The organism is Mucilaginibacter pocheonensis, assembly GCF_031456535.1.
Classification (GTDB): domain Bacteria; phylum Bacteroidota; class Bacteroidia; order Sphingobacteriales; family Sphingobacteriaceae; genus Mucilaginibacter; species Mucilaginibacter pocheonensis.
This window is the reverse complement of the sequence record NZ_JAVDUU010000003.1, coordinates 656,447-678,385: the sequence shown is the minus strand read 5'-3', so window position 1 is coordinate 678,385 and position 21,939 is coordinate 656,447. Positions and strand designations below refer to the sequence as shown.

Annotated in this window: 13 protein-coding genes; 12 read left to right on the top strand and 1 reads right to left on the bottom strand. The window is 40.3% G+C overall.

Going from position 1 to position 21,939, the window contains the following annotated elements; all coding sequences use genetic code 11:
- The first annotated feature begins 133 nt into the window (after positions 1 to 133).
- The 8 genes from J2W55_RS16280 to J2W55_RS16245 all read left to right on the top strand — a co-directional run bounded on the left by J2W55_RS16280 (position 134) and on the right by J2W55_RS16245 (position 16,290).
- The gene (locus J2W55_RS16280; protein ID WP_310097791.1) at positions 134 to 2,722 is read left to right on the top strand and encodes a DUF3857 domain-containing protein; all 2,589 of its coding nucleotides are present in this window, start codon (positions 134 to 136) and stop codon (positions 2,720 to 2,722) included.
- Between the two features lie 147 nt (positions 2,723 to 2,869).
- Positions 2,870 to 4,090, top strand: coding sequence for a Pycsar system effector family protein (locus tag J2W55_RS16275; RefSeq protein WP_310097788.1), 1,221 nt, complete (start codon positions 2,870 to 2,872; stop codon positions 4,088 to 4,090).
- Positions 4,091 to 4,124: 34 nt separating this feature from the next.
- The gene (gene ppk1 / locus J2W55_RS16270; RefSeq protein WP_310097784.1) at positions 4,125 to 6,170 is read left to right on the top strand and encodes a polyphosphate kinase 1; all 2,046 of its coding nucleotides are present in this window, start codon (positions 4,125 to 4,127) and stop codon (positions 6,168 to 6,170) included.
- Entirely contained in the window at positions 6,157 to 7,047 is an 891-nt protein-coding gene (locus tag J2W55_RS16265; protein WP_310097781.1) for an SdiA-regulated domain-containing protein, read from the top strand. Before ppk1 ends, J2W55_RS16265 begins: the two co-directional genes overlap by 14 nt.
- A gap of 1 nt (position 7,048) precedes the next feature.
- Complete coding sequence (locus J2W55_RS16260) at positions 7,049 to 7,675, top strand: phosphatase PAP2 family protein (RefSeq protein WP_310097778.1); 627 nt, start codon at positions 7,049 to 7,051, stop codon at positions 7,673 to 7,675.
- Positions 7,668 to 11,273, top strand: a complete 3,606-nt coding sequence (locus J2W55_RS16255; RefSeq protein ID WP_310097775.1) for a BamA/TamA family outer membrane protein — start codon at positions 7,668 to 7,670, stop codon at positions 11,271 to 11,273. The genes J2W55_RS16260 and J2W55_RS16255 overlap by 8 nt, the downstream gene beginning before the upstream one ends.
- Positions 11,274 to 11,297: 24 nt before the next feature.
- Positions 11,298 to 13,646 (top strand): GAF domain-containing protein, encoded by a 2,349-nt coding sequence (locus tag J2W55_RS16250; RefSeq protein WP_310097772.1) that lies wholly within the window; start codon positions 11,298 to 11,300, stop codon positions 13,644 to 13,646.
- 55 nt (positions 13,647 to 13,701) lie between these two features.
- Entirely contained in the window at positions 13,702 to 16,290 is a 2,589-nt protein-coding gene (locus J2W55_RS16245) for a BamA/TamA family outer membrane protein (RefSeq protein WP_310097770.1), read from the top strand.
- 133 nt (positions 16,291 to 16,423) lie between these two features.
- Here J2W55_RS16245 and J2W55_RS16240 read toward each other — a convergent pair whose 3' ends face one another.
- Entirely contained in the window at positions 16,424 to 17,584 is a 1,161-nt protein-coding gene (locus tag J2W55_RS16240; RefSeq protein ID WP_310097767.1) for a putative sensor domain DACNV-containing protein, read from the bottom strand.
- A 242-nt stretch (positions 17,585 to 17,826) separates the two neighbouring features.
- Here J2W55_RS16240 and J2W55_RS16235 point away from each other — a divergent pair, with 242 nt between their 5' ends.
- From J2W55_RS16235 to J2W55_RS16220, 4 genes are all read left to right on the top strand, one after another.
- Positions 17,827 to 19,017: an MFS transporter gene (locus J2W55_RS16235; RefSeq protein ID WP_310097764.1), complete on the top strand. Its 1,191-nt coding sequence runs from the start codon at positions 17,827 to 17,829 to the stop codon at positions 19,015 to 19,017.
- Positions 19,018 to 19,228: 211 nt separating this feature from the next.
- Positions 19,229 to 19,747 (top strand): DinB family protein, encoded by a 519-nt coding sequence (locus J2W55_RS16230; RefSeq protein ID WP_310097761.1) that lies wholly within the window; start codon positions 19,229 to 19,231, stop codon positions 19,745 to 19,747.
- Between the two features lie 119 nt (positions 19,748 to 19,866).
- Positions 19,867 to 20,484: a TetR/AcrR family transcriptional regulator gene (locus J2W55_RS16225; RefSeq protein WP_310097758.1), complete on the top strand. Its 618-nt coding sequence runs from the start codon at positions 19,867 to 19,869 to the stop codon at positions 20,482 to 20,484.
- Between the two features lie 294 nt (positions 20,485 to 20,778).
- A complete protein-coding gene (locus tag J2W55_RS16220; protein ID WP_310097756.1) occupies positions 20,779 to 21,915 on the top strand; it encodes an efflux RND transporter periplasmic adaptor subunit in 1,137 nt (378 codons plus the stop codon).
- Positions 21,916 to 21,939: the final 24 nt, after the last annotated feature.

Below are 21,939 nucleotides of genomic sequence, written 5' to 3'. Positions count from 1 at the left end.
AATACATGTTTAGTGGGGCCGTTTCAATAAAATGAGGCGGCCTTGCTGTTTAACAGGTGCAATAATGCACTTTTGAGCAATATTAAAATAAATGAAGAAAAGTCATGTTCTTTGTTTATTTTCATTCTCTGTTATGCCGAAGTTTCTTAAATTATACCTTACCTTATTTGCTTGTTTTCTTTTTTTACTCATCAACAAACAAGTTGTTAGTGCAGGTACGCCTGTAGTACATTTATCTCCCAAGCCCGCATGGCTTAGCGTTTGTAATGCCTTTAATCAAAAACCGCCCCTGCGTACAATTGAAAGAGGTTATTTTTTTGCGCTTGTTGAACAACAACAGCAGGTAGAGAAACAGGCAGATTACCACCATTATATTGAGGAAATAGTATCTGAAACAGGTATACAAAACGCTTCGCAAATAACGGTAAGCTTTGATCCGGCTTTTGAACGACTTGATTTTCACGATATAACCGTTTGGCGCGATAACAAACCCATAAACCGGCTAAAAACGTCCGTTTTTAAAGTAATAGCTGATGAAAAAGACCTTTCTAACTTTATATACCAGGGAAGTTTTTCGGCCTTGTGCATCCTTGACGACATCAGAAAAGGCGACCGCATTGAATATTCATACACCATAACGGGCAGGAACCCAATATTTTACGGTAAATTCTGCGATGATATTTATTTTCAATGGTATCAGCCCATTGCCCATAAGTATACTGTCATTATCGCATCATCGCAAAGAAAATTAAATTTTAAATACTTTAATAAGGTTCCTAAGGTGGCGGTTTCGGAAAACCAGGGCTTAAAGAGGTATGAATATGAAGACTTTCTGGTTCCTGCCGGGCAAGATGATAATAACCAACCCTCATGGTTTAATACCCTTGGACGCGTACAGATCAGTGAGTATAATACCTGGGGCGAAGTTGTTGACTGGGCGTTAGGTATTAATCCTGCGGCAACAAGTATTAAAGGTGAATTAGCCGAGCGTATAAGACAACTCAAAGCAGTTGCAGGTAATGATAAGGAAAAATATTTTAGGGCGGCTGTAAAAGCGGTTCAGGATGAAGTGAGATACATGGGAATTGAAATAGGACAATATTCGCATCGTGCAAACAATCCCGAAAAAGTTTTTAAACAGCGTTATGGTGATTGCAAGGACAAATCGCTGTTGCTGGTATCAATGCTTAAAGCAAATGATGTTGATGCAAGTATGGTATTAGTTAATACTAACCGTGGCGAGCATATTACTGATTACATACCAACCCATTACGCTTTTAATCATGCGGTTGTAACTGCTAATGTAAACGGCAAACAAGTTTGGGTTGATGCCACTATTGATTATCAGGGTGGTTTGGGCACTGATATTTATTTCCCCCATTACGGCCGTGGTCTTGTATTAAAAGCGGGGAATAATGCACTCACCATTATACCATCATCAAAAACAGGTAAAATAATTTGTACCGAATCCTATAAAGTTAAAGATGCGAAATCGCCGGTGCTATTTACGGTTAAAACTATATATACCCTTAACCAGGCCGATGATACCAGGAGCAGGCTTGCATCATCGGGTATGGCTGAAACGGAAAAGAATTATTTAGAATATTACTCAAAGATCTATTCAAAGATCGAAGCAAAGGATTCAATAGTGGTGACTGATGATTTGGAAAAAAATGTACTTGCCACTACCGAAACTTATTTGATCAATAATTTTTTCAAAAAGGACTCTGCAACAAATAAGTATGTGGTTGGTCTTTATGCCAATAGCATATCAGAGCAACTTCCTACTATAACCGGACAAACTAAAACTCCGGTATCAGTTAATTTTCCTTATGATCTTGATTATACCCAACAGGTAATATTACCTGGTGGCTGGAATATCACAGAAAAAAGCAATTCTATTAACAGGAATTATTATCGGTTTGCATCGCATTATGCCGTGGCCGGCGATACCTTGCTGCTTAATTATAAGTTTGCGTATCTTAAAGATCACGCCCCGGTTGAAAGCCTGACCGAATTTAAGGATGATATAAAACAATTGAATGCTGATGGTTTGGGTTATAGTTTTTCATATGATCCGGGTACAGGAACTCAACAATCGCGTGTTAATAATTTTGTCGTACTGCTAACGGGGTTACTAACCATCAGCCTTATTTTTTTAGGCGTAAGGATTTATCAGCGTGAAACTCCTGGCATTATTTTTAGTCATGGTTCTGCTTTTTGGCCCATTGGCGGATGGCTCATAGCAGTAGCCATAATATTAGTTTTAACCGCGCTATTCTCTGCTCTTGTGCTTATAAGCAGCGATTATTTCAGCCTTGCAACCTGGAATTTAAATGCATCAACCGGGCAGGATACAGGATTTAAATTATTCATAACCATGGAGGTGATCTGTTTTACGGGATTAATGTGCTATTCTGTTTATTGCCTGGTATTACTGATTAACAAACGCGATATATTACCCAATTTGATCATTGGATACTTTTCATTTACTGCTGGTTTTTTTCTGGTTGATTTTCTTTGTACGCTAATATTAAAACACAACAAGTTTGTAGAGCCGCATCCTTATGCCCTTGTATATGCTTTAGCAATGGCAGCCATATGGATTCCATATTTCAAAAGATCTGACAGGGTTGAAAACACCTTTATAGTACCATACCCGCATTATAATTACAGTTTTGAAGCGCCGGAAACACCGTTGGAAAAAACCAGGACATCCTGATCCCAACGCCTATAATTTATCTGACTGAACGACATCACCAGGTATTGTTTGACGTGTGCAAATGATAATTTTAGGTTTAAATAGCAGAGAGGCTTCAATTCAGGATTTTTAGAATAAATTTGACTACTTTAAACACAAAAAGCTATCATGAAATTTCAACCATTGTTAGAAGAGGTAAAAAATTATATCATATCCTATTTTGATGTACATCATGATCCTGAGCTAATATATCATAATCTTAAACATACTAAAGACGTTGTCGCGTCGGCTACGCAAATAGCTAACCATTATCAGTTAAATGATGAAGAATTTTTTATAGTGATATCAGCCGCATGGTTTCATGATACGGGTTATTTTACCGATAAAAATAACCATGAGGTTAAAAGCGCCGAAATAGCCCATCATTTTTTAAAGCAACAAAAAGTTGACGCGGATGTAATTAATAAGGTAAATAGTTGCATACTGGCCACACAAATGCCTCAGAAGCCAACCAACCTGTTAGAGGAAATTTTATGCGACGCCGATCTGTTCCACCTGGGGACCGATAGCTTTCGCGAAAAAAGCAAACTGATGCGGAGGGAAATGGAAGCGATAGGGCATAAAGAGTTGGATAAAGATGCCTGGCGCACCGGTAACATCCAGCTTTTGCAATCGCACCACTATTTTACTGATTATTGCCGTTTGCTGCTAAATGATCAAAAAGAAAAAAACCTGGCCAAATTAATTGATAAGCAAACCGAAGTGACTGAAAAGCCGGAAGCCAATGAACTACCAGAGGTTAACCATACCGATGGGGTTGTTGAGAAAGCCGATCATGACGGTCACGAAAAAAAGCATAAAAACGATAAGCCCGAAAGGGGGGTGGAAACCATGTTTCGTATAAGCTCAACCAATCATCAGCGGTTGAGCGATATGGCAGATAACAAAGCCCATATCATGATCACTGTTAACTCCATTATCTTATCGGCCATTATCAGTCTGGTTTTGCGCAAGCTTGACGAGCATTCGAACCTGCTGATACCTACCTTTTTACTGCTTGGAGTAAGTTTGCTTACCATGATATTTTCCATATTGGCCACCAGGCCATCCATACCGCCGGGATTGTTTTCGCATGATGATATTGAAAAGAAAACGGTGAACCTGTTATTTTTTGGAAACTTTTATCGCATGTCATTTGAAGATTACAGCGAAGGGATGCTTAAAATGATGGATGACCGGGACTTTCTGTACGGAAGCCTGATTCGTGATAATTATTCGCAGGGTGTTGTTTTAGGGAAAAAATACAGGTTATTAAGGGCATCTTATAACATATTTATGTTCGGGCTTATTATTTCAGTAATGGCGTTCGTTATCTCATCATTAATATAATTGTAACGGGTTACTGCTATAAAATTCTGCTATTATGGATAATTACTCTTTTTTTGACAGGGACCTGAGCTGGTTGTTATTTAATGAACGCATTTTGATGGAGGCCGAAAAAGAAGATTTACCGGTAATGGAACGGGTGAATTTTCTGTCGATATATTCCTCAAATCTTGATGAATTTTACAGGGTAAGGATGCCCGTTATACTGGCACTGCATAAACTATCAAAACACAACCGGCAAGAAAAAGAGGATGTTTTGCTGGATGCCCAGCGGCTTATTGAACATCAGCTGCAAAAGTTTGGGCAAATATTTACCGGCCGGCTTATCCCGTTATTGAAAGATAATAATATTAACCTGTTGTTCAATGAGCCGTTACCTGCAGCTGTTAAAGATAAAGTGCGCGATTACTTTTTTAGCCAGGTAATGGCGTTTTTGCAACCTGTTGATCTGTCTGAAACCGGCAAGAATTTTTTTCCGGAAAACAATAAGCTTTATTTTTTAGTAAACCTGGGTTTAAACAGCGGTAGGGAAAGAACGGTATTGCTAAATATCCCGTCGAACCAATTACCCCGCTTTTACAGTGTGGCGGCCAATGATCAGCAATACATTATATTTTTAGATGATATCATCAGGTATAATCTCGACAGGTTGTTTACCAATGAAGAAGTAAACGGATGCTACAGCTTTAAAATAACCCGCGATGCCGAACTTGACCTTAAAGATGAATATCAGGGGGACCTGTCTGAACAAATTGAAAAGCAATTGTTAAAACGTGATATGGGTATGGCAACCCGGTTTTTGCACCAGCCTGATATTCCGTTGCGTACACTGCATCTGATAACCGAAAAATTAGGTTTGCATGGCTCGAGCATAGTAGAGGGCGGGATATATCATAATCTTAAGGATCTGATGGGCCTGCCGGTTAATTTACCGGGTTTGCGTTATAGCAGGTGGCAACCTATACCAAATAAAGAATGGATTGGGGAGGAGTCGTTGTTTGATCGGGTTTCAAAGCAGGATTGCATTGTTCATACCCCATATCAATCGTACAACAGCGTATTGCGTTTTTTTAATGAAGCGGCTATTGATGCCGACGTACAGGAAATATTCGTGACATTATACCGTGTGGCCAGTGATTCGCGTATCGTGAACGCACTTATAAGTGCCGCGCGCAATGGCAAAAAGGTAAAGGTAATGGTTGAGCTTAAAGCCCGGTTTGATGAAGCCAACAATATCAAATGGGCAAAAAAAATGAAGGAGGCCGGTGTCGGGATCATTTACAGTGATAAAGCTTTAAAAGTACACGCAAAAGTTGCCCTGGTTAAAAGATTGGTTAACGACCGTATAAAATATACCGGTTTGCTGGCTACAGGTAACTTTAATGAAAGTACGGCGGCTTTTTATACCGACCATATTTTAATGACCGCCAACCCTTTAATGTTGCGCGAGATGGAACTGTTGTTTATTTTTTTAGCCAAAAAAGCAAAAACATCTGATGGTTACCCTATTGAGTTTAAACATTTGCTGGTTGCCCAGTTTAATTTGCAGCAACGTTTTATGGAGTTGGTTGATCGCGAAATTGCAAACGCTGGCCAGGGCCTTCCGGCGGCTGTCACCATAAAACTAAATAACCTGGAAGAGCGCAAACTTATATCAAAGTTATATGAGGCTTCACAGGCCGGGGTAAAGGTATCACTTATTGTGCGCAGCATATGCTGTATTATACCAGGGATAAAAGGCATGAGCGAAAACATAACTGTGCACCGTATTGTTGACCGCTACCTGGAACATGGCAGGATATTTATATTTAATAACAATAATAATCCCGAGGTTTTTCTGGGTTCGGCCGACTGGATGAACCGGAATATTTACAGGCGTATTGAAGTATGTTTCCCCATTTATGATCAAAAGATAAGGGAAGAGGTCTTGTCTATTGTTGACATTCAGTTAGCGGATAATGTACAGGCAGTAAAGTTAAATGAACAGCTGCAAAATATAAAGATAGAAAAGCACGAGCCGCTGATACAATCGCAGTTGCAGGTATATGAACTATTAAAGCAAAAGGTGTATGAAAAGGTTTAAAACTTATAAAACTATACGTAAAGCCGTAACACTGATAACAGTAGTGGTTATTGTTGCGGCAATGTTTTTAGGTATGTCATGCACCAACAAAACCCAGGTTAGCAGCAGCCCTAAAGGATATGACCTTACCAAACCGGTAAAATATAATATGCATATCAATTTAACAGAGATCTCGGGCATTGCTTTTCTTCATGGCAAAAGTGACACCTTATATGCGGAAGAAGATGAGGATGGAAAAGTATACTATTTTAAGTTGGGCGATAAGCAAATAAGCCAAAGCCGGTTTGCAAAATCAGGCGATTATGAAGACATAGCCATTTGCAATAACTATGTAGTTATGCTGCGGAGTGATGGCATATTGTTCACTTTCCCTTTTAACCAGCTCAGGAATAAGGAAATTGGTAATGTGCAAAAGCTAAAAGATGTTTTGCCTGCCGGCGAGTATGAAGGCATGTATGCTGATGAAAAAACTAACCAGCTTTATATTTTGTGTAAGCATTGCAGTAGTGACAAAAATAAGATCAGCAGTGGCTATATTCTGCGTTTACAGGCCGACGGATCGGTTAAACCAGCAGGTGGATTCAGCATCAATGTAAAAACAATAGATCAATTGAGCAACAAAAAACGCGGGGTGTTTCGTCCATCGGCTTTAGCTAAAAATTTAAATACCAATGAGTGGTATATTCTGTCGTCGGTCAATAAGATGCTTGTTGTTGCCGATGCCGGGTGGAATGTTAAGGACGTATATGCGTTAAACCCGGCGGTTTTTATCCAACCCGAAGGTATTGCTTTTGACAATCAGCATAATCTTTATATATCAAACGAAGGCGATCTGGTTAGCCCAGGAAATGTGTTAAAATTTAATTATATAAAATAAGATGGGTATAAAAACCAGGAAATTTTTCTTTGTATTCTTTACAGTTTTCGCATTTGGCTATGCCCATTGCTTTGCACAAAATCTCGACGTTGATATTTTAAAAGGCATCAATCCCAGATATCCGAAATCACTCTACTGGCGTAATACCAGTAACTCAGCTTATTATGCCGCTGGCGCTGCCTCATTTGGTACTTTGATATATGGCTTTGTAAGTAACGATGCCACAGCAAAACATAATGCTGTTGAAACGTTTATAAATTTGGGTGCCAGCGTATTGGTAACCAATATTATAAAAGTTGGAGTAAACCGTACCCGCCCGGCTGATAGATATCCGGACCTGATATTTGTAAACTCGCCAACACATAATCAGTCATTTCCTTCGGGCCATACCAGCCTGGCCTTTGCAACAGCCACAACCTTATCAATGCAGTATAATAAATGGTACGTTACGGTGCCGGCCTTTGCCTGGGCAACCTCAGTGGGTTATTCGCGGATGTATCTTGGCAAACATTATCCTACAGATGTGCTTGCAGGTGCGGCAGTAGGCATAGGTACGGCATATGTTGGACATTGGTTTAACAAGAAATTATTTCAAAAACGCTACCAAACATCTCCTAAACATGATTAAAAAATTACCCCTGTTCTTTATTTTGTTTTTAAGCCGGTTTGTTGTTCAGGCGCAGGATTCTGTTCGCTATCGCGTTATATTAATTGGCGATGCCGGCGAAATGGACATGCAGCAAAGCGCGGTTTTAGAACATGCTGCCAATAATATCATCAAAAATAAAACTACCGTAATGTTCCTTGGCGACAATATATATCCGCATGGAATGGGCCTGCCGGGGAGTGCTGAGGAAGAACAAACAAAAAAAATACTGCAATCACAGTATCAGCCTATGAGGGCTAATGGTGCCCCTGTATATTTTATACCCGGCAATCATGATTGGGACAAAATGGGCCCTCAGGGGCTGGCTAAAATAAAACGCCAATGGCAATATTTAAATGAACAACAGGATAGCTTGCTAAAAATGGTACCTGAAAACGGTTGTGCCGACCCGGTGGAGATAAACCTGACCGATAAGTTAACCGTTATTGCTTTTGACAGCGAATGGTGGTTGTTCCCCTTCAATAAGGATAATGCGGGTGTTGAATGTGAATGCAAAACCAAAGATGACATAGTTGGCAAAATTCAGGATATATTGGACAGGAACCGAAACAAGGTGATCCTGCTGGCTTCGCACCACCCGTTTCAAAGCTATGGTACCCATGGAGGGTATTTTTCGCTTAAAGATCATTTGTTCCCGTTAACCGCAGTAAATCATAATTTATATATCCCGTTACCTGTAATTGGTTCATTATATCCGTTTTTACGCTCAACTTTTGACAACCCCGAAGATCTTGGTCATCCCTTATATAAAGACATGATCAAAAGGATAGATGGGGTATTTACGGGTTTTCCTAATATGGTACACGTAGCCGGTCACGAACATGGCTTGCAGTTTATAAAAGATAAGCAAATACAGGTGGTGAGTGGTGCCGGTGCAAAACATACTTATGCCATTAAAGGGAAAAATTCATTGTTTGCCGATGCTACCCAGGGCTATGTAACTGCCGATATACTGATTGACAATAGTATGCGCTTTACCTATTATATCGACAGCGATAGCGGCGTAAAACAGGCTTTCACCTTTACTAAGCCATATACTGCAATACCCGAGCAGGCTATTGCGGTCCATAAACCTATAACTGCCGATAGCCTGGTGGTCAAAGTGCACCCGTCCTACAATAACGTAAGTGGTTTTCACCGCGCATTGTTCGGCGAAAATTACCGAAAGGAGTGGGCCGCCGATACCAAATTGCCTGTGATTAAAATATCGGAGATACATGGTGGTTTAACCCCGGTTAAGGCGGGGGGCGGTTTTCAAACTAACTCCTTGCGATTAGAGGATAAGACAGGTAAGGAGTGGGTGCTGCGTAGCGTTGAAAAAAGCCCTGAGAAAATATTACCGGTGGAGTTTCAGGAAACTTTTGCAAAGGATTGGGTGAACGACGCGATGAGCGCCCAACATCCATTTTCGGCATTGATAGTTCCGCCAATTGCCGATGCCGCTCATGTTCCTCATGCCAATCCTATCATCGGTGTAGTATCTGCTGATGAAAAGCTGGGAAAATATAACAAGATATTTGAAAATAAAGTTTGTCTGCTGGAGGAAAGGGAACCCGCCGGGAAATCAGACAATACCACCAAAATGATCGAAACCTTGCTAAAGGACAATGATAATACTGTTGATGGCAGGGAGTTTCTGCGAGCCCGGCTTGTTGACTTGCTGATAGGCGACTGGGACCGGCATAGTGACCAGTGGCGCTGGCAAAAAAGTAAAACGGATAAAGGTGATTTTTATACCGCCGTTCCCCGCGACCGTGACCAGGTAGTGTACACCAATCAGGGAATATTCCCAACCATTGCGGCTCAGCCCTGGCTGGCTCCCAATTTGCAGGGGTTTAACGGCGAAATATATGATGTAAGGTACTCTTTATGGAAAACCATGTTCATGGGCAGGTTCACAGCGCTGCAATTTAACTATGACGAGTGGATGAAAATTGTAAATGACTTTGTAGCTGCAGAAACTGATGAGGTTTTAGAAGCTGGTTTAAGGCGGTTACCGGAGTCATCATACAAACTTAGGCATGATGTATTGCTTAAACAGTTAAAAGAGCGCAGGGCCAATATACCGGCCGCCATGTCATACTACTATAAGTTTGTGAATGAAATAGTTGATATACATACCACCAATAAAGATGAGCTGGTAAATATTAAAGACATACCCGGTAAAGGTCTTAATATTACGGTGAACAAGATCAGCAAGAGTGGTAATATTAGGGACACGCTGATGAATACAAACTATAGTCCGGATATTACCAAAGAGATCAGGCTGTATGTAGCTGGCGGTGACGATAAGGTCATTTTAAATAATGCTACATCGCCCATTAAATTAAGATTTATTGATAGTACAGGTAATAAAAATTACAATATCATTAAATCAAAAAATACTGTACAATTATATGACCGCGGCAAAAAATTAACGCTTACCGGTGATAGCTCCAACGTACATAAACATATATCGGCAGATAGTGCCAATACGGCGTTTTTGAGGGTTAATTTGTTGAGCACAACCATGCCGCTTGCAAACATCGAGATCAATCCTGATGAGGGTGTTTTGCTTGGCGCCGGCTTTAAATACACCCATCAAAAAGGTTTCCGCAAACTGCCGTATAATGATATGCAAACCTTGTTTTTAAGTCATTCATTCACAACCAAGGCATTTAAGTTCAAGTATAATGGCGAGTGGATACAGGCCGTTGGAAACGCTAATTTACTGATGCAGTTACAGGTAAATTTCCCCGGAAACTTAAACTTTTTTGGTCGCGGCAATGAAACCGCCTTTGATAAAACAGGTGACTATAAAACCTTTTATCGCACAAGATTTAATACCATACAGTTTGATCCTGCTTTGAGCTGGGACAATAAAACGGGGACAGTTGTAACGTTGGGGCCGTCATTTCAGTATTATAGTTTAGATATTAAGGACAATACCGGACGTTTAATTACAAATCCATTACTCACAAATGCTGATGATAGTTATACCTTTGACAAACGGAAAATATTTGCCGGCATAGTTCTTAACTTTACCAGCGATAAACGAAACAATAAAATACTCCCCGCATGGGGTAGCTATGTAAATGTTAAACTACAGGGTTATACCGGTTTAAATACATATTCAACAACTTTTACACAGCTTATTCCACAAGCGGCATTGTATAAAAGTTTAAATACCAAAGGTACCATAGTATTGGCCGAAAGAGTAGGTGGGGGTATCACAGTTGGTAAGGCGCCCTTTTATCAATCCCTGTTTTTAGGCGGGCAGGATAACTTATTAGGCTACAGGTTATACAGGTTTGCAGGTCAGTACAGTTTGTATAACAATCTGGAACTACGTGTTAAGCTGGCCGACTTTGCCAGTTATATTGTTCCCGGGCAAATAGGCCTATTAGGTTTTTATGATGTTGGCAGGGTTTGGGAAAAAGGCGAACATTCTGATAAATGGCATAATGGAACTGGCGGTGGCATTTACATTGCCCCCGCAAGGCTCGCGGTAATAAAAATAGTGGCCGGGCACTCTGAAGAAGGATGGTACCCTTATCTTTCAACAGCTTTCAGATTTTAATACAGGGGTAATTTTTATACGATAATGCATACCGAGGTTTTAAATATAAATAAAAATGACTGCTTTTTATGCCAGGTAGATACATGCCTGTCATTTAATCCCTTTGTGGAGCATTTAAAAGAGCGGGTACAAACTGAAAAGACACTTAAGAGTGAATTTTACAAGTATGTATTAAATAAATTTGAGCAGGATACCTGCATAGATCTGGACATGCACCCCGAAGATGCCGAAAAATACCGGGAAATGCTTGAACTGATCTACAGCATCCTTACACCACCTATTTTAAATGAAAAAGAGTTTTTTTGGGCCTTAAGTACGCCGGTGCCCGAGAAGATATTTTTCAGCACTGATGCCTTTTTTGATTTTCATTCCAGTCACCACTCTGGCTTACATGCTGTAAACATGAGTCAGGGCGAATTATACAGCCAAAGGCAAAAACGATTCATATACAACCTGATACTTGAGCGCCTTTACGGGTTTTCAACCGTTTCAAAGAATGAATTGCTATATGCCTACGTTGATCCCGAAACAGGCCTTTCACGTTATTATAATATCCAAACCAATACTCAGTTTGTTAATATAAAATTGATTGGTGAGTTGCCCGAAATTTCTTTTGAAGCCATTGAACCATATATTAACAATTACGAAGGGGTTGATATTTTAGAGCAAATAGTACCGCTTTCAAACTTTAAGTTTGAGGGTTTTACCGTTATAACTTTAACCGATATAACACTGCTTCACGCATTGGATAATATCCGGAATGAACTGGTTAACCATTCAAATTCCGAATCTGATCAATATACCCTGATCATCGATTCGCTTAAAACCTTGTCTGAAAATCCGGCTATTGAATTTGGATTGCTTCCGTTTTTAACCATCAATGATAAGCTGATATTTGATACCGATGAATGTTCTCAGAGTGTGCTTATTACCTCAGCCAAGGAATTTAGTTTGGCCGAAGAAACATTTTATGCCATTACAGATGATTATAAGCAGAATCCCAAACCAGTATTTTTCAGATCGCTTACTGATGATAAGGTATCAAAACACCCATTCCTTAATATTTTAAAGCAGGCAGGTATCAAATCATACGGTATTTTCCCGGTTTACTATAATAAGAAAATGGCGGGTATCATGGAAGTTTACTCTTATGAAGAGATAGTTTTTTATGAAAAACTGTTGTCGAAACTACAGGTGGCCATTCCATTGATAGCCCAATTGCTGCAAAACAGTATCGACCAGTTTGCCGCCCGGATAGAATCTATTATAAAGAACAAGTTTACGTCGTTGCAACCATCTGTACAGTGGAAGTTTAATGAGGTAGCCTGGAATTACCTTAAAAAAGGCAATAAAAGGAAAAAGAACCGCGAAATTGAAACCGTGGTATTTGATGATGTATATCCGTTGTTTGGTGCCATTGATATCCGCAACTCAACTATTGAGCGCAACACCGCCTTACAAGAAGACCTGAAGGCCCTGCTTACCATTATCATGGAAACATTAACCGTGTTAAAAGAACATATACACCTTGCTCTTATAAACCGGCTGATATACAAATGTGAAGAGTGGTTTGAAAAAGTAAACGGTTTTATAACTACAAATGACGAACTTATTCTTGACGGTTTCCTGCACGATGAAGTTAACCCCTTCCTTAATCATTTCAGGCAAAACTATCCCGATGAAAAGGTTACTATTGACAGGTACTTTGATGCATTGGAAGAAGAGACTGGCTTATCATATGTAAACAGGCGCAATCTTGAAACTTCGATGCAGCTCATAAATACTTCTATCAATCATTATCTGGAGCAGGCTCAGGTAGAAGTACAGGAGTCATATCCCTGTTATTTTGAAAAGTTCCGTACAGATGGAGTTGAATATGATATTTACATAGGGCAATCCATTGCTCCTGATAGGGTATTTGACGTTTTGTATTTAAAAAATATCCGTTTGTGGCAGCTTAAGTCGATGGCCGAAATTGCAAGGTTAACTTATGGATTAACCGACCAGCTTTCAAGGCCATTACAAACCACACAACTCATTTTTATACATTCAAATCCTATAGACATCAGTTTCAGGAATGATGAACGGCGGTTTGATGTAGAAGGCGCCTATAACATCAGGTACGAAGTAGTTAAAAAACGAATTGACAAGGTTTTAATTGCAGGAACAATTGAGCGGCTAACGCAGCCCGGCAAAATAGCAATGGTTTATTTCAATCAGACAGAAGCCGCTGAATACCAGGAATATATTAAATACCTGCAGGAGGAAAATATACTCGCCGATGACCTTGAATACCTTGAGCTGGAGGAATTGCAGGGAGTTACCGGACTAAAAGCCTTAAGAGTTAGCGTTAATTATGAAATAGCTTTATAAAAATAAAACTATTTTGTAATATGCGGTTATACTACTATCGTAAAAAAGCCGTATCATGAAGCCCCATAAAAATTTATTCAAGTTTTTACACCTGGTATTAACGGGGGCACTATTACTTATCACATTACACGCGGGGGCGCAGGTTTCCGGTGATAGCATAAAACTGGCCATTGAGCCCACTTACAATAATGTAAGTAACACCCATCGTTTTTTTCTGGGCGAAAATTATCGCAAACTTTGGTCTGCACCGGTCAGGCTGCGGATATTTCATATATCAACGGAAAGGGGTGGTTTAAAAATTCTGCAGAGGGGCGGGGGGAAACAAACTAAATCATTACGCCTGCAAGATTCTACAGGACAGCAATGGGTGTTACGAACCATTCAAAAATATCCTGAAAAAGGCTTGCCTGCCGATCTTAGGCCAACTGTAGCAAAAGATATTTTACAGGACCAGGTATCGGCCGCGCATCCATTTTCAGCATTAACCGTACCGCCATTGGCCCAGGCTTTAGGTGTGCCTCACTCTAACCCGCAAATTGTATTTGTACCTGATGACCCTGCCCTTGGTGATTACAGAAAGGATTTTGCTAACCAGGTGTTTTTATTTGAAGAGCGGGAACCACTCGACGCTGAAAAGACGGATAATACGGAAAAGGTACAACGTAAACTACAGGATGATAATGATAACCGGGTTGACGAAAAGATAGTTTTAAGGGCCCGTTTGCTGGATATGCTTTTGGGCGACTGGGACAGGCACGAGGACCAATGGCGTTGGGAAAAGATAGACGGCAAACACGAAACTATTTATGAACCGGTGCCCCGGGATCGCGATCAGGTATATTATAAAACATCAGGTTTGTTCCCATGGATAGTATCGCACCAGTGGCTGAAATCGAAATTTCAGGGATATAGCGATAAGATCAGGGATATTAATGGGTGGAACTTTAACGCCCGGTATTTTGACAGGTACTTTTTAAATCAACTGAGCGAGGATGACTGGAAAGAACAGATTGCATACGTTCAGCTTAAATTAACAGATGACTTGATTGCCAGGGCGGTAAAGTTGATGCCCGATACCATTTATCAGCTGTCAGGCAAAGAGATTGCCAGTAAAATGATAGCCCGCAGAAATATACTCGCTCAACAAGCCATGGAGTATTATCGTTTTATATCCCGCGAAGTGGAAATACCCGCGAGTGATAAAATGGATAAGTTTACCGTTGATAATAAGGCTGACGGTAACTTGTTGATAACGGTCAATAAAATAAAAAAAGATGGCAGCATTGATAAGTTAACCTACCAGCGTACATTTAAACCCGATGTTACCAAAGAAGTCAGGTTATATGGCTTTGCAGGCGAAGATGTCTTTTTTGTAACAGGTAATGGGCGGTCGCCCATAAAAGTGCGTATGATTGGCGGTGATGGCGCAGATAGCTTTCATGTAGATAGTAACCTGCATAACAAGCGTAATCTTTATGTGTATGATCGTTCTGATCAGCAAAATAAACTTCCGTTGTCTTCACAGGTAAAAATTAAAACATCAACAGATACTTCTGTAAATAGTTACGACAAAACCAGCTATAAGTTTGACAGGTTTGAACCCATTATACTGGCCAATTATAGTAACGATATCGGCATATTGCTTATCGGAGGATTTTCCTATGAAAAGCATGGTTTCAGAAAAAAACCGTACGCTTTCAGGGAGGAGTTTTTGACCAATTATGCGTTAGGACGAAAATCTTTTTTGTTCACTTACGTTGCCGAATGGAAAAAATTAATAGGCGATAATGACCTGGGCATAAATATATTGTCAAGAGGGCCCAGTAACCTGAGTAATTTCTTTGGGATAGGGAACAGCACTGTTTTTGAAAATGAAGGCGATCATAAGATATCCTATTACCGAAACCGTTATGATTATGTCACTGCTGATGTTTCCTTACACCATACTTACGGTAATCTTCGGTTAAGCGCCGGTATAGCAGGGCAGTTTTATAACAGCAAGGCATCAAACAACACCAAACGGTTTTTAAATGATTATAACCGGGCAAACCCCGATGAAAGCGTGTTTGGTACAAAGGTTTACGCTGGCTTAACCACTAATGCTCAACTGGACACCCGTAACAAAAGGATCATACCCACTCAGGGGATCTTATGGAATACTACCATTAGTGGTTTTTCGGGCGGCGGATCGGGCAGGCACAATACTTATGGACAGATCTTATCTGAATTTAGTTTTTACTTAAACCCCGACAGGGATTCCGTTCTGGTGATAGCTAACCGCACCGGCTTGGGTACCACGGTTGGGGATGCCGCTTATTTTCAGCTGATGAAATTGGGTGGGGCACAAAACTTCAGAGGTTTTCATACCAATAGGTTCACCGGTAAGTCTATTGCCTATAACAACCTCGAACTCCGTTTAAAAGTGCTTGATTTTAGCTCATATCTGCTTCCCGGCTCGTTGGGATTGATCGGGTTTAATGATGTGGGCCGCGTTTGGGTGCCGGGCGAATCATCAGATCAATGGCATGATGGTTACGGCGGGGGTATTTATTTAATACCGGCACAGTTAGTTTTAATTGAAGGTGTGGTCGGTTTTTCTAAGGAAGGTGCATTGCCTTACATCTCAATTGGATTTAGATTTTAGGAATGAATATTTCATAGTTTTAGGTTAAAACGCCAGCCTTAATCATACCAGAGGATGGGTAAGGCAAATGTTTCAAACTCTAAAAATTATCCTTTGTCTTTGTTCTTTTCAGTCCCGGATATGAGGATAGGGGTTACAGCAATAAAATATCTATTTGGTGCGCATGAACCATATTTACAACAGGCGACCATGCAAAAACAGTAAAACGTCCATCCTGCGAGGCTACTAGTGCTATGGCGTCTTTTTGGTCAAATACAAACTGTGCGGCCGATAAATGTCTTGTACCACCATTTTGAGCCGGGTGGATCACCTTGGTTGAACAACCTACCACAGGTTCAGTAACAATTATTTCTTCAACTCTGCTGCTTTTTGATGACCGGCCAATTTTAGCTCCAAATGCCAGCAGCTCATGTTTATCATTGATAACGGTAGCACCATCAATTGATGTTAAACCACCAATAGTATCGACAGCCCGGCGTAACTTCTCTTGCCAAGAAGTATGGTACTTTTCAATGCCTTCGTGTATCATCAGGTCGGTTAAACCAGAGAATGCCGGGGAAACAGGGTATGATATCGGAGTAATGATGGATTCTCTCCACTCATCATTGTCAGATGGTACTACAAGTAATATACCGCCGCGCCTATGTGCCTGCATTGAAGCCGCCAGTTGCACCAGCACGTTTACCGGATCGTTCCATAACGATGGTAAGGTAAAATCAAGCATGGAGGTTAATATAGTAGGACAGTCCGAAAGGGTTGAGCCCTGCTCGTCCACTACCTTTATGTCATCGCCCTTTAAAATGGCAATATTTACAAATTTACCAAAGCCGTCAACCCGGCGGTGTTTTACTACCAGCAGGCCCGGTTCTATTACTTCCAATACAAAGCAGTAGGCGGGTATGGCCAGGGTTGTTCCCCAAACATAAAGCTCTCCATCTTCAATCCATACGCCCAGATGAATGCCAGGCTGCTGCACCGCTGATGCAAATTTGGTTAAGATATTAGGAGCAAGCGATATTTTATGACCAAACAGTAAAGGCTGTCCGGCACTTTCAGGTGGCAGAAACGCGAGTGTAAATTTGGGCGAATACCCTTCTTCGCGTCGCAAACTTGCCCAAAAGGCAATATCGATTATATTTTCAATTGTATTAATATCCGGTGTAGGAGCAGCGAGATCAGCGTCAGATTCTGCATTAACCATAGCATGAAAATGCTTAAAATGCCTTTCAATTGATGGCGCCACAATTCGGGCAGCTTTGTAAGTAGGTTCAGAGACGGTGCTACTGGTTTTCATTTTTTAATAATAGACCTTTGTTATATATCCAAAAATAATGCTAATTACCGGCAGCCGCAAACAAATAGCCCAAAATTGCAATTGACGGATAATTCTCTTTATTGTGGGTAATATCCCGGTTTTATATATTGCAAATACGCTATCGTTCTTGCTTGTGAGTTAACATTTTCGCTACACATTACTTTAAAGTAATCGTGGCTGTACTTATAAATTATCCCTACTTTTGCCTTTTTATATCATGTATGGATAAGGTAACCGCTCCCGGGAGATTAAGATTACGAATTGCCTGTGGAGTATTCTTTTTTATCTCAGGTTTTGGATATTCATCCTGGGCCTCACGCATACCATCAATACAACAACAGTTACATTTAAGCGAAGGACAATTAGGGGGAGTATTATTTGCATTGCCTATAGGCTTAATGCTTACATTGCCTATAACTGCTAAATTATTAAAGCATTTTAGCAGCAGGAGCATTATGCTTGTTGGGGCCATTGCATTTAATCTTTTACTATGTGTGCCGGGGTTTACGGCGTACACCTGGCAACTAATTGTGCTGCTATTTTTCTTTGGCTCTGCCCGTAATATATTCAACCTGTCGGTAAATGCACAAGCTGTGGGTGTTCAGTCATTTTATGACAGGTCAATTATGGTTACCTTTCATGGCATATGGAGCATAGCAGGGTTTGCCGGGGCAGCAGTAGGATATTTAATGGTATCGTTTAATGTAGCTCCATCTTATCACTTGCTGTTTGTAGGAATAAGTATGCTCATTGTTACGGCGATCTTTTACCCGCACGCCTATTACGAAAAACCTGTAAATACGGTTAACAAATCAGTTTTTTCGTTGCCGGATAAGCACCTGATAAAATTTTCACTTATATGTTTTGCGTCCATGGCTTGTGAAAATACCATGTATGACTGGAGCGGTATTTATTTTCAAAAGGTGCTTAATGCTTCAAAACCAGCAGCTACAGCAGCTTTTGTGGTTTATATGATAGCCATGACCATTGGCAGGTTTACCGGCGACAAGCTTGTTGCCTCAGCAGGCATAAAAAAAGTTTTAACCTGCAGTGGGATACTCATCTTATCGGGATTATTACTGTCTGTTCTTTTACCCTACAATTATACCGTTTATATAGGTTATGCCCTGGTGGGGATGGGGGTATCATGTGTGGTGCCTTTAGTTTTCAGTGTGGCAGGTAAATCGCAAAATATGAATACCGGACAGGCACTGGCTGCCATATCAACTATAGGCTATCTTGGTTTTTTGATAATACCCCCAGCTGTTGGGTTTATAGCGCAGGCTGCCGGGTTACGTTGGGCATTTGGTATAGTGTCGGGTTTTGGAGCACTTATTATTTTGATGGTATCAAAAATCGAGTCAACAAATCCACCCCGCGTTTTGCAGCCGGAGATGTATGAGGCCAGTTAACTTTTTAACGTTTAACAGCACGTTCGTTTAGCCCTGCGTTGACAACCCGTTGTGTTTTTCATGGCATACTATGGCTCTTTGTGCTGATCATGAATTTGTAAAATTGCGGGCCGTGCTCAAGATTAATGGATGAACGATACTGATTTAGTTTATAATTGCACCAGTCAGGAATTAAATTAATTTAAACCTGGGGCATTTTAAACTTAAAAATATGAGCACCAATACAACCGAAACCACTACTGAGGATTTATTAAAACTCTCTGTTAAAATTGCCATATCAAATTGGGAATTGCAGAACACCCGCCTGAACGGATTGCTTGATAAACTTACCGACGAACAATTACTTGTGCAAACAGCGCCTGGTCGTAACAGCGGTGTTTATTTACTTGGGCACCTTATCGCTGTTAGCGATGGCATGTTTACTTTTCTTGAACTTGGCGAACGGCTTTATCCGCATTTGGATCATATTTTTATTAAAAATCCTGATACTTCAGGTATTGAAAAACCAACAGCAGCTGAACTAAAAGAATGCTGGAACAAGGTGAATACTCTGCTTAAACAAAAGATGGATTCCATGAAACCTGCAGATTGGTTTGTTAAACACAGTGCCATATCCGCAGAAGATTTTGAAAAAGAACCGCACCGCAATAAGCTTAATATACTGATTAACAGAACTAATCATCAAAGTTATCACATGGGCCAGCTTACTTATTTGAGCAATAAGGCATAAGTTTAAACATATTTTACCTGACATTCAGATGAAATGAATTTTACAAAGCGATGGTAATAAAAATTAATAACCTTTATACTTTTGCTTAACGCTGTTAAATGATTTAATTACGTAAAAAAGTGGCAAGTAAAGAACGCATACAACGCTTAAAGGACGAAACCAGGGCCAACATCCTGGACGCGTCGCTTCAGATTGTGAAAGAGGAGGGATGGCAGGCTTTAAGCATGCGTAAAATTGCCGACGTAATTGAATATACGGCGCCCATTATATATGAATACTTTGCTAATAAGGAAGCGATATTACTTGAACTCACCCGAAGGGGTTTTTTAATATTGTCAAAAGATTTGCAGGAAGCCAGGGCTAAGCACCGGTTGCCGGCAAAACAGTTAGAAGCAATGTGGCTGGCTTACTGGAATTTCGCCTTTGCTAATAAAGAGCTTTACCAGGTGATGTTTGGGGTTGAGATGAATTGTTGTTGTGATCTTGTGGCAACCCTGCCCGAATCAGAAAGCCCATACACACAATTTAGTGAAGTGATCATTGAGTTAATGGATATAGAAAACCCGACCAAAGATATGGTTTGTCTAAAATATTATACCTTTTGGTCGGTAGTACATGGTCTTATTTCCATTAATATACTTAGAAGAGGGTATTCCGACGAGATGAACCGCCAGGTATTAACAGATGCCATTTGCGGAGTAATAAAATCTATCGAACAGGAAAAAGTGAGCGTATAATTCATAATTTTTTAACGTAATCATAACACTGTTAAATTATTTAACAGTGTTAAATAAACAAGTTTAAACATCTACATCTAACATAAATTAAAATGGACATTAAATTTTACATGCTATTAATTAACGGTGCTAAAATAAGCACTGCAAAAAAGAACAATCACAATACGGAGGTTAGCAATGCCAACAATTATCCGCAGTTATAGCAGGAATAAAACTCAATCAACACTATATATATCTACCAGCTCCAGGGCTGCTTTTAACCCTATCATTTATCATCATTAAAAATTAATTCACATGAAAAGTATCATTTTTGCGCTCGTCGCCCTTTCACTATATGGTTGTTCTTCAGCGCCGCAGGCCCCACAGGCCCCGCCGCCGCCATCTTTACCTGTAGCAGCAATCACATCTGCCACTCAAACAACTTACCAGGAATATCCTGCATCAATAGAAGGAACTGTTAATGTAGAGATACGCCCACAGGTAAGTGGTACTTTAGATAAAGTATTTGTTGACGAAGGCGCTTTTGTAAAGGCAGGTCAGCCAATATTTAAAATCAACGAGCAACCATTCCGCGCAGCTTTAAATAATGCGCTGGCAAATTTACATGCAGCCGAAGCTTCACAAGTAAATGCACAATTAGAAATTGATAAGCTTACTCCGCTTGTTCAGAATAAAGTAGTATCTGATTATCAGTTAAAAACCGCAAAAGCGGCTTACCAGGTAGCAACAGCAAATATTGAATCGGCTAAAGCTAATGTTTCAACAGCTCAGATCAACCTGGGTTACACTTTAATAAAAGCACCGGTTAGTGGTTACATTGGCAGATTGCTTAAAAAACAAGGTAGCCTTGTGGCTCCTGCAGATGCAGAGGCACTTACACAGTTATCAGACGTACATGATGTACACGTTTATTTCTCATTGGGCGAAAAGGATTTTGTAAACTTTAAAGAACAATATCCTGGTCAAACCCTGGCTGATAAATTAAAACAATTGCCATCAGTATCATTATTGCTGGCAGACGGCACCGAATACACCAAACAAGGTAAAATTGATGTTATCGACGGTCAGTTTGATAAAAACACTGGAGCTATCACTGTAAGGGCAAGCTTTGCTAACCCACAAGGTTTGTTACGTTCAGGTAACACAGGCAGAGTTCGTTTGAGCCTTGAGCACAAGGATGCTTTGATCGTTCCTGAATCAGCAACCGTTGAAATGCAGGACAAAGTATTTGTGTTTACCGTAGGCGATAGCAGCAAGGTTAAAAAGCAAGCTATTTCTATTGTTGGTAAAAACGGCCAAAATTACTTGGTTAAAGACGGCGTAAAAGTAGGCGACCAGATTGTATTGAGCGGCATTGATAAATTACAGGAGGGTATGGTAATCCACCCTGAAAAGGCAACAGATAAAGTAGCCGCTGTAGCAAAAAACTAATACATCAACTTAAACTTTAAAGTC

Excerpts from the sequence above, each read along its gene's own strand:
- J2W55_RS16280 (WP_310097791.1), top strand. The coding sequence starts at position 134 with ATGCCGAAGTTTCTTAAATTATACCTTACCTTATTTGCTTGTTTTCTT.
- J2W55_RS16275 (WP_310097788.1), top strand. The coding sequence starts at position 2,870 with ATGAAATTTCAACCATTGTTAGAAGAGGTAAAAAATTATATCATATCC.
- ppk1 (WP_310097784.1), top strand. The coding sequence starts at position 4,125 with ATGGATAATTACTCTTTTTTTGACAGGGACCTGAGCTGGTTGTTATTT.
- J2W55_RS16265 (WP_310097781.1), top strand. The coding sequence starts at position 6,157 with ATGAAAAGGTTTAAAACTTATAAAACTATACGTAAAGCCGTAACACTG.
- J2W55_RS16260 (WP_310097778.1), top strand. The coding sequence starts at position 7,049 with ATGGGTATAAAAACCAGGAAATTTTTCTTTGTATTCTTTACAGTTTTC.
- J2W55_RS16255 (WP_310097775.1), top strand. The coding sequence starts at position 7,668 with ATGATTAAAAAATTACCCCTGTTCTTTATTTTGTTTTTAAGCCGGTTT.
- J2W55_RS16250 (WP_310097772.1), top strand. The coding sequence starts at position 11,298 with ATGCATACCGAGGTTTTAAATATAAATAAAAATGACTGCTTTTTATGC.
- J2W55_RS16245 (WP_310097770.1), top strand. The coding sequence starts at position 13,702 with ATGAAGCCCCATAAAAATTTATTCAAGTTTTTACACCTGGTATTAACG.
- J2W55_RS16240 (WP_310097767.1), bottom strand. The coding sequence starts at position 17,584 with ATGAAAACCAGTAGCACCGTCTCTGAACCTACTTACAAAGCTGCCCGA.
- J2W55_RS16235 (WP_310097764.1), top strand. The coding sequence starts at position 17,827 with ATGGATAAGGTAACCGCTCCCGGGAGATTAAGATTACGAATTGCCTGT.
- J2W55_RS16230 (WP_310097761.1), top strand. The coding sequence starts at position 19,229 with ATGAGCACCAATACAACCGAAACCACTACTGAGGATTTATTAAAACTC.
- J2W55_RS16220 (WP_310097756.1), top strand. The coding sequence starts at position 20,779 with ATGAAAAGTATCATTTTTGCGCTCGTCGCCCTTTCACTATATGGTTGT.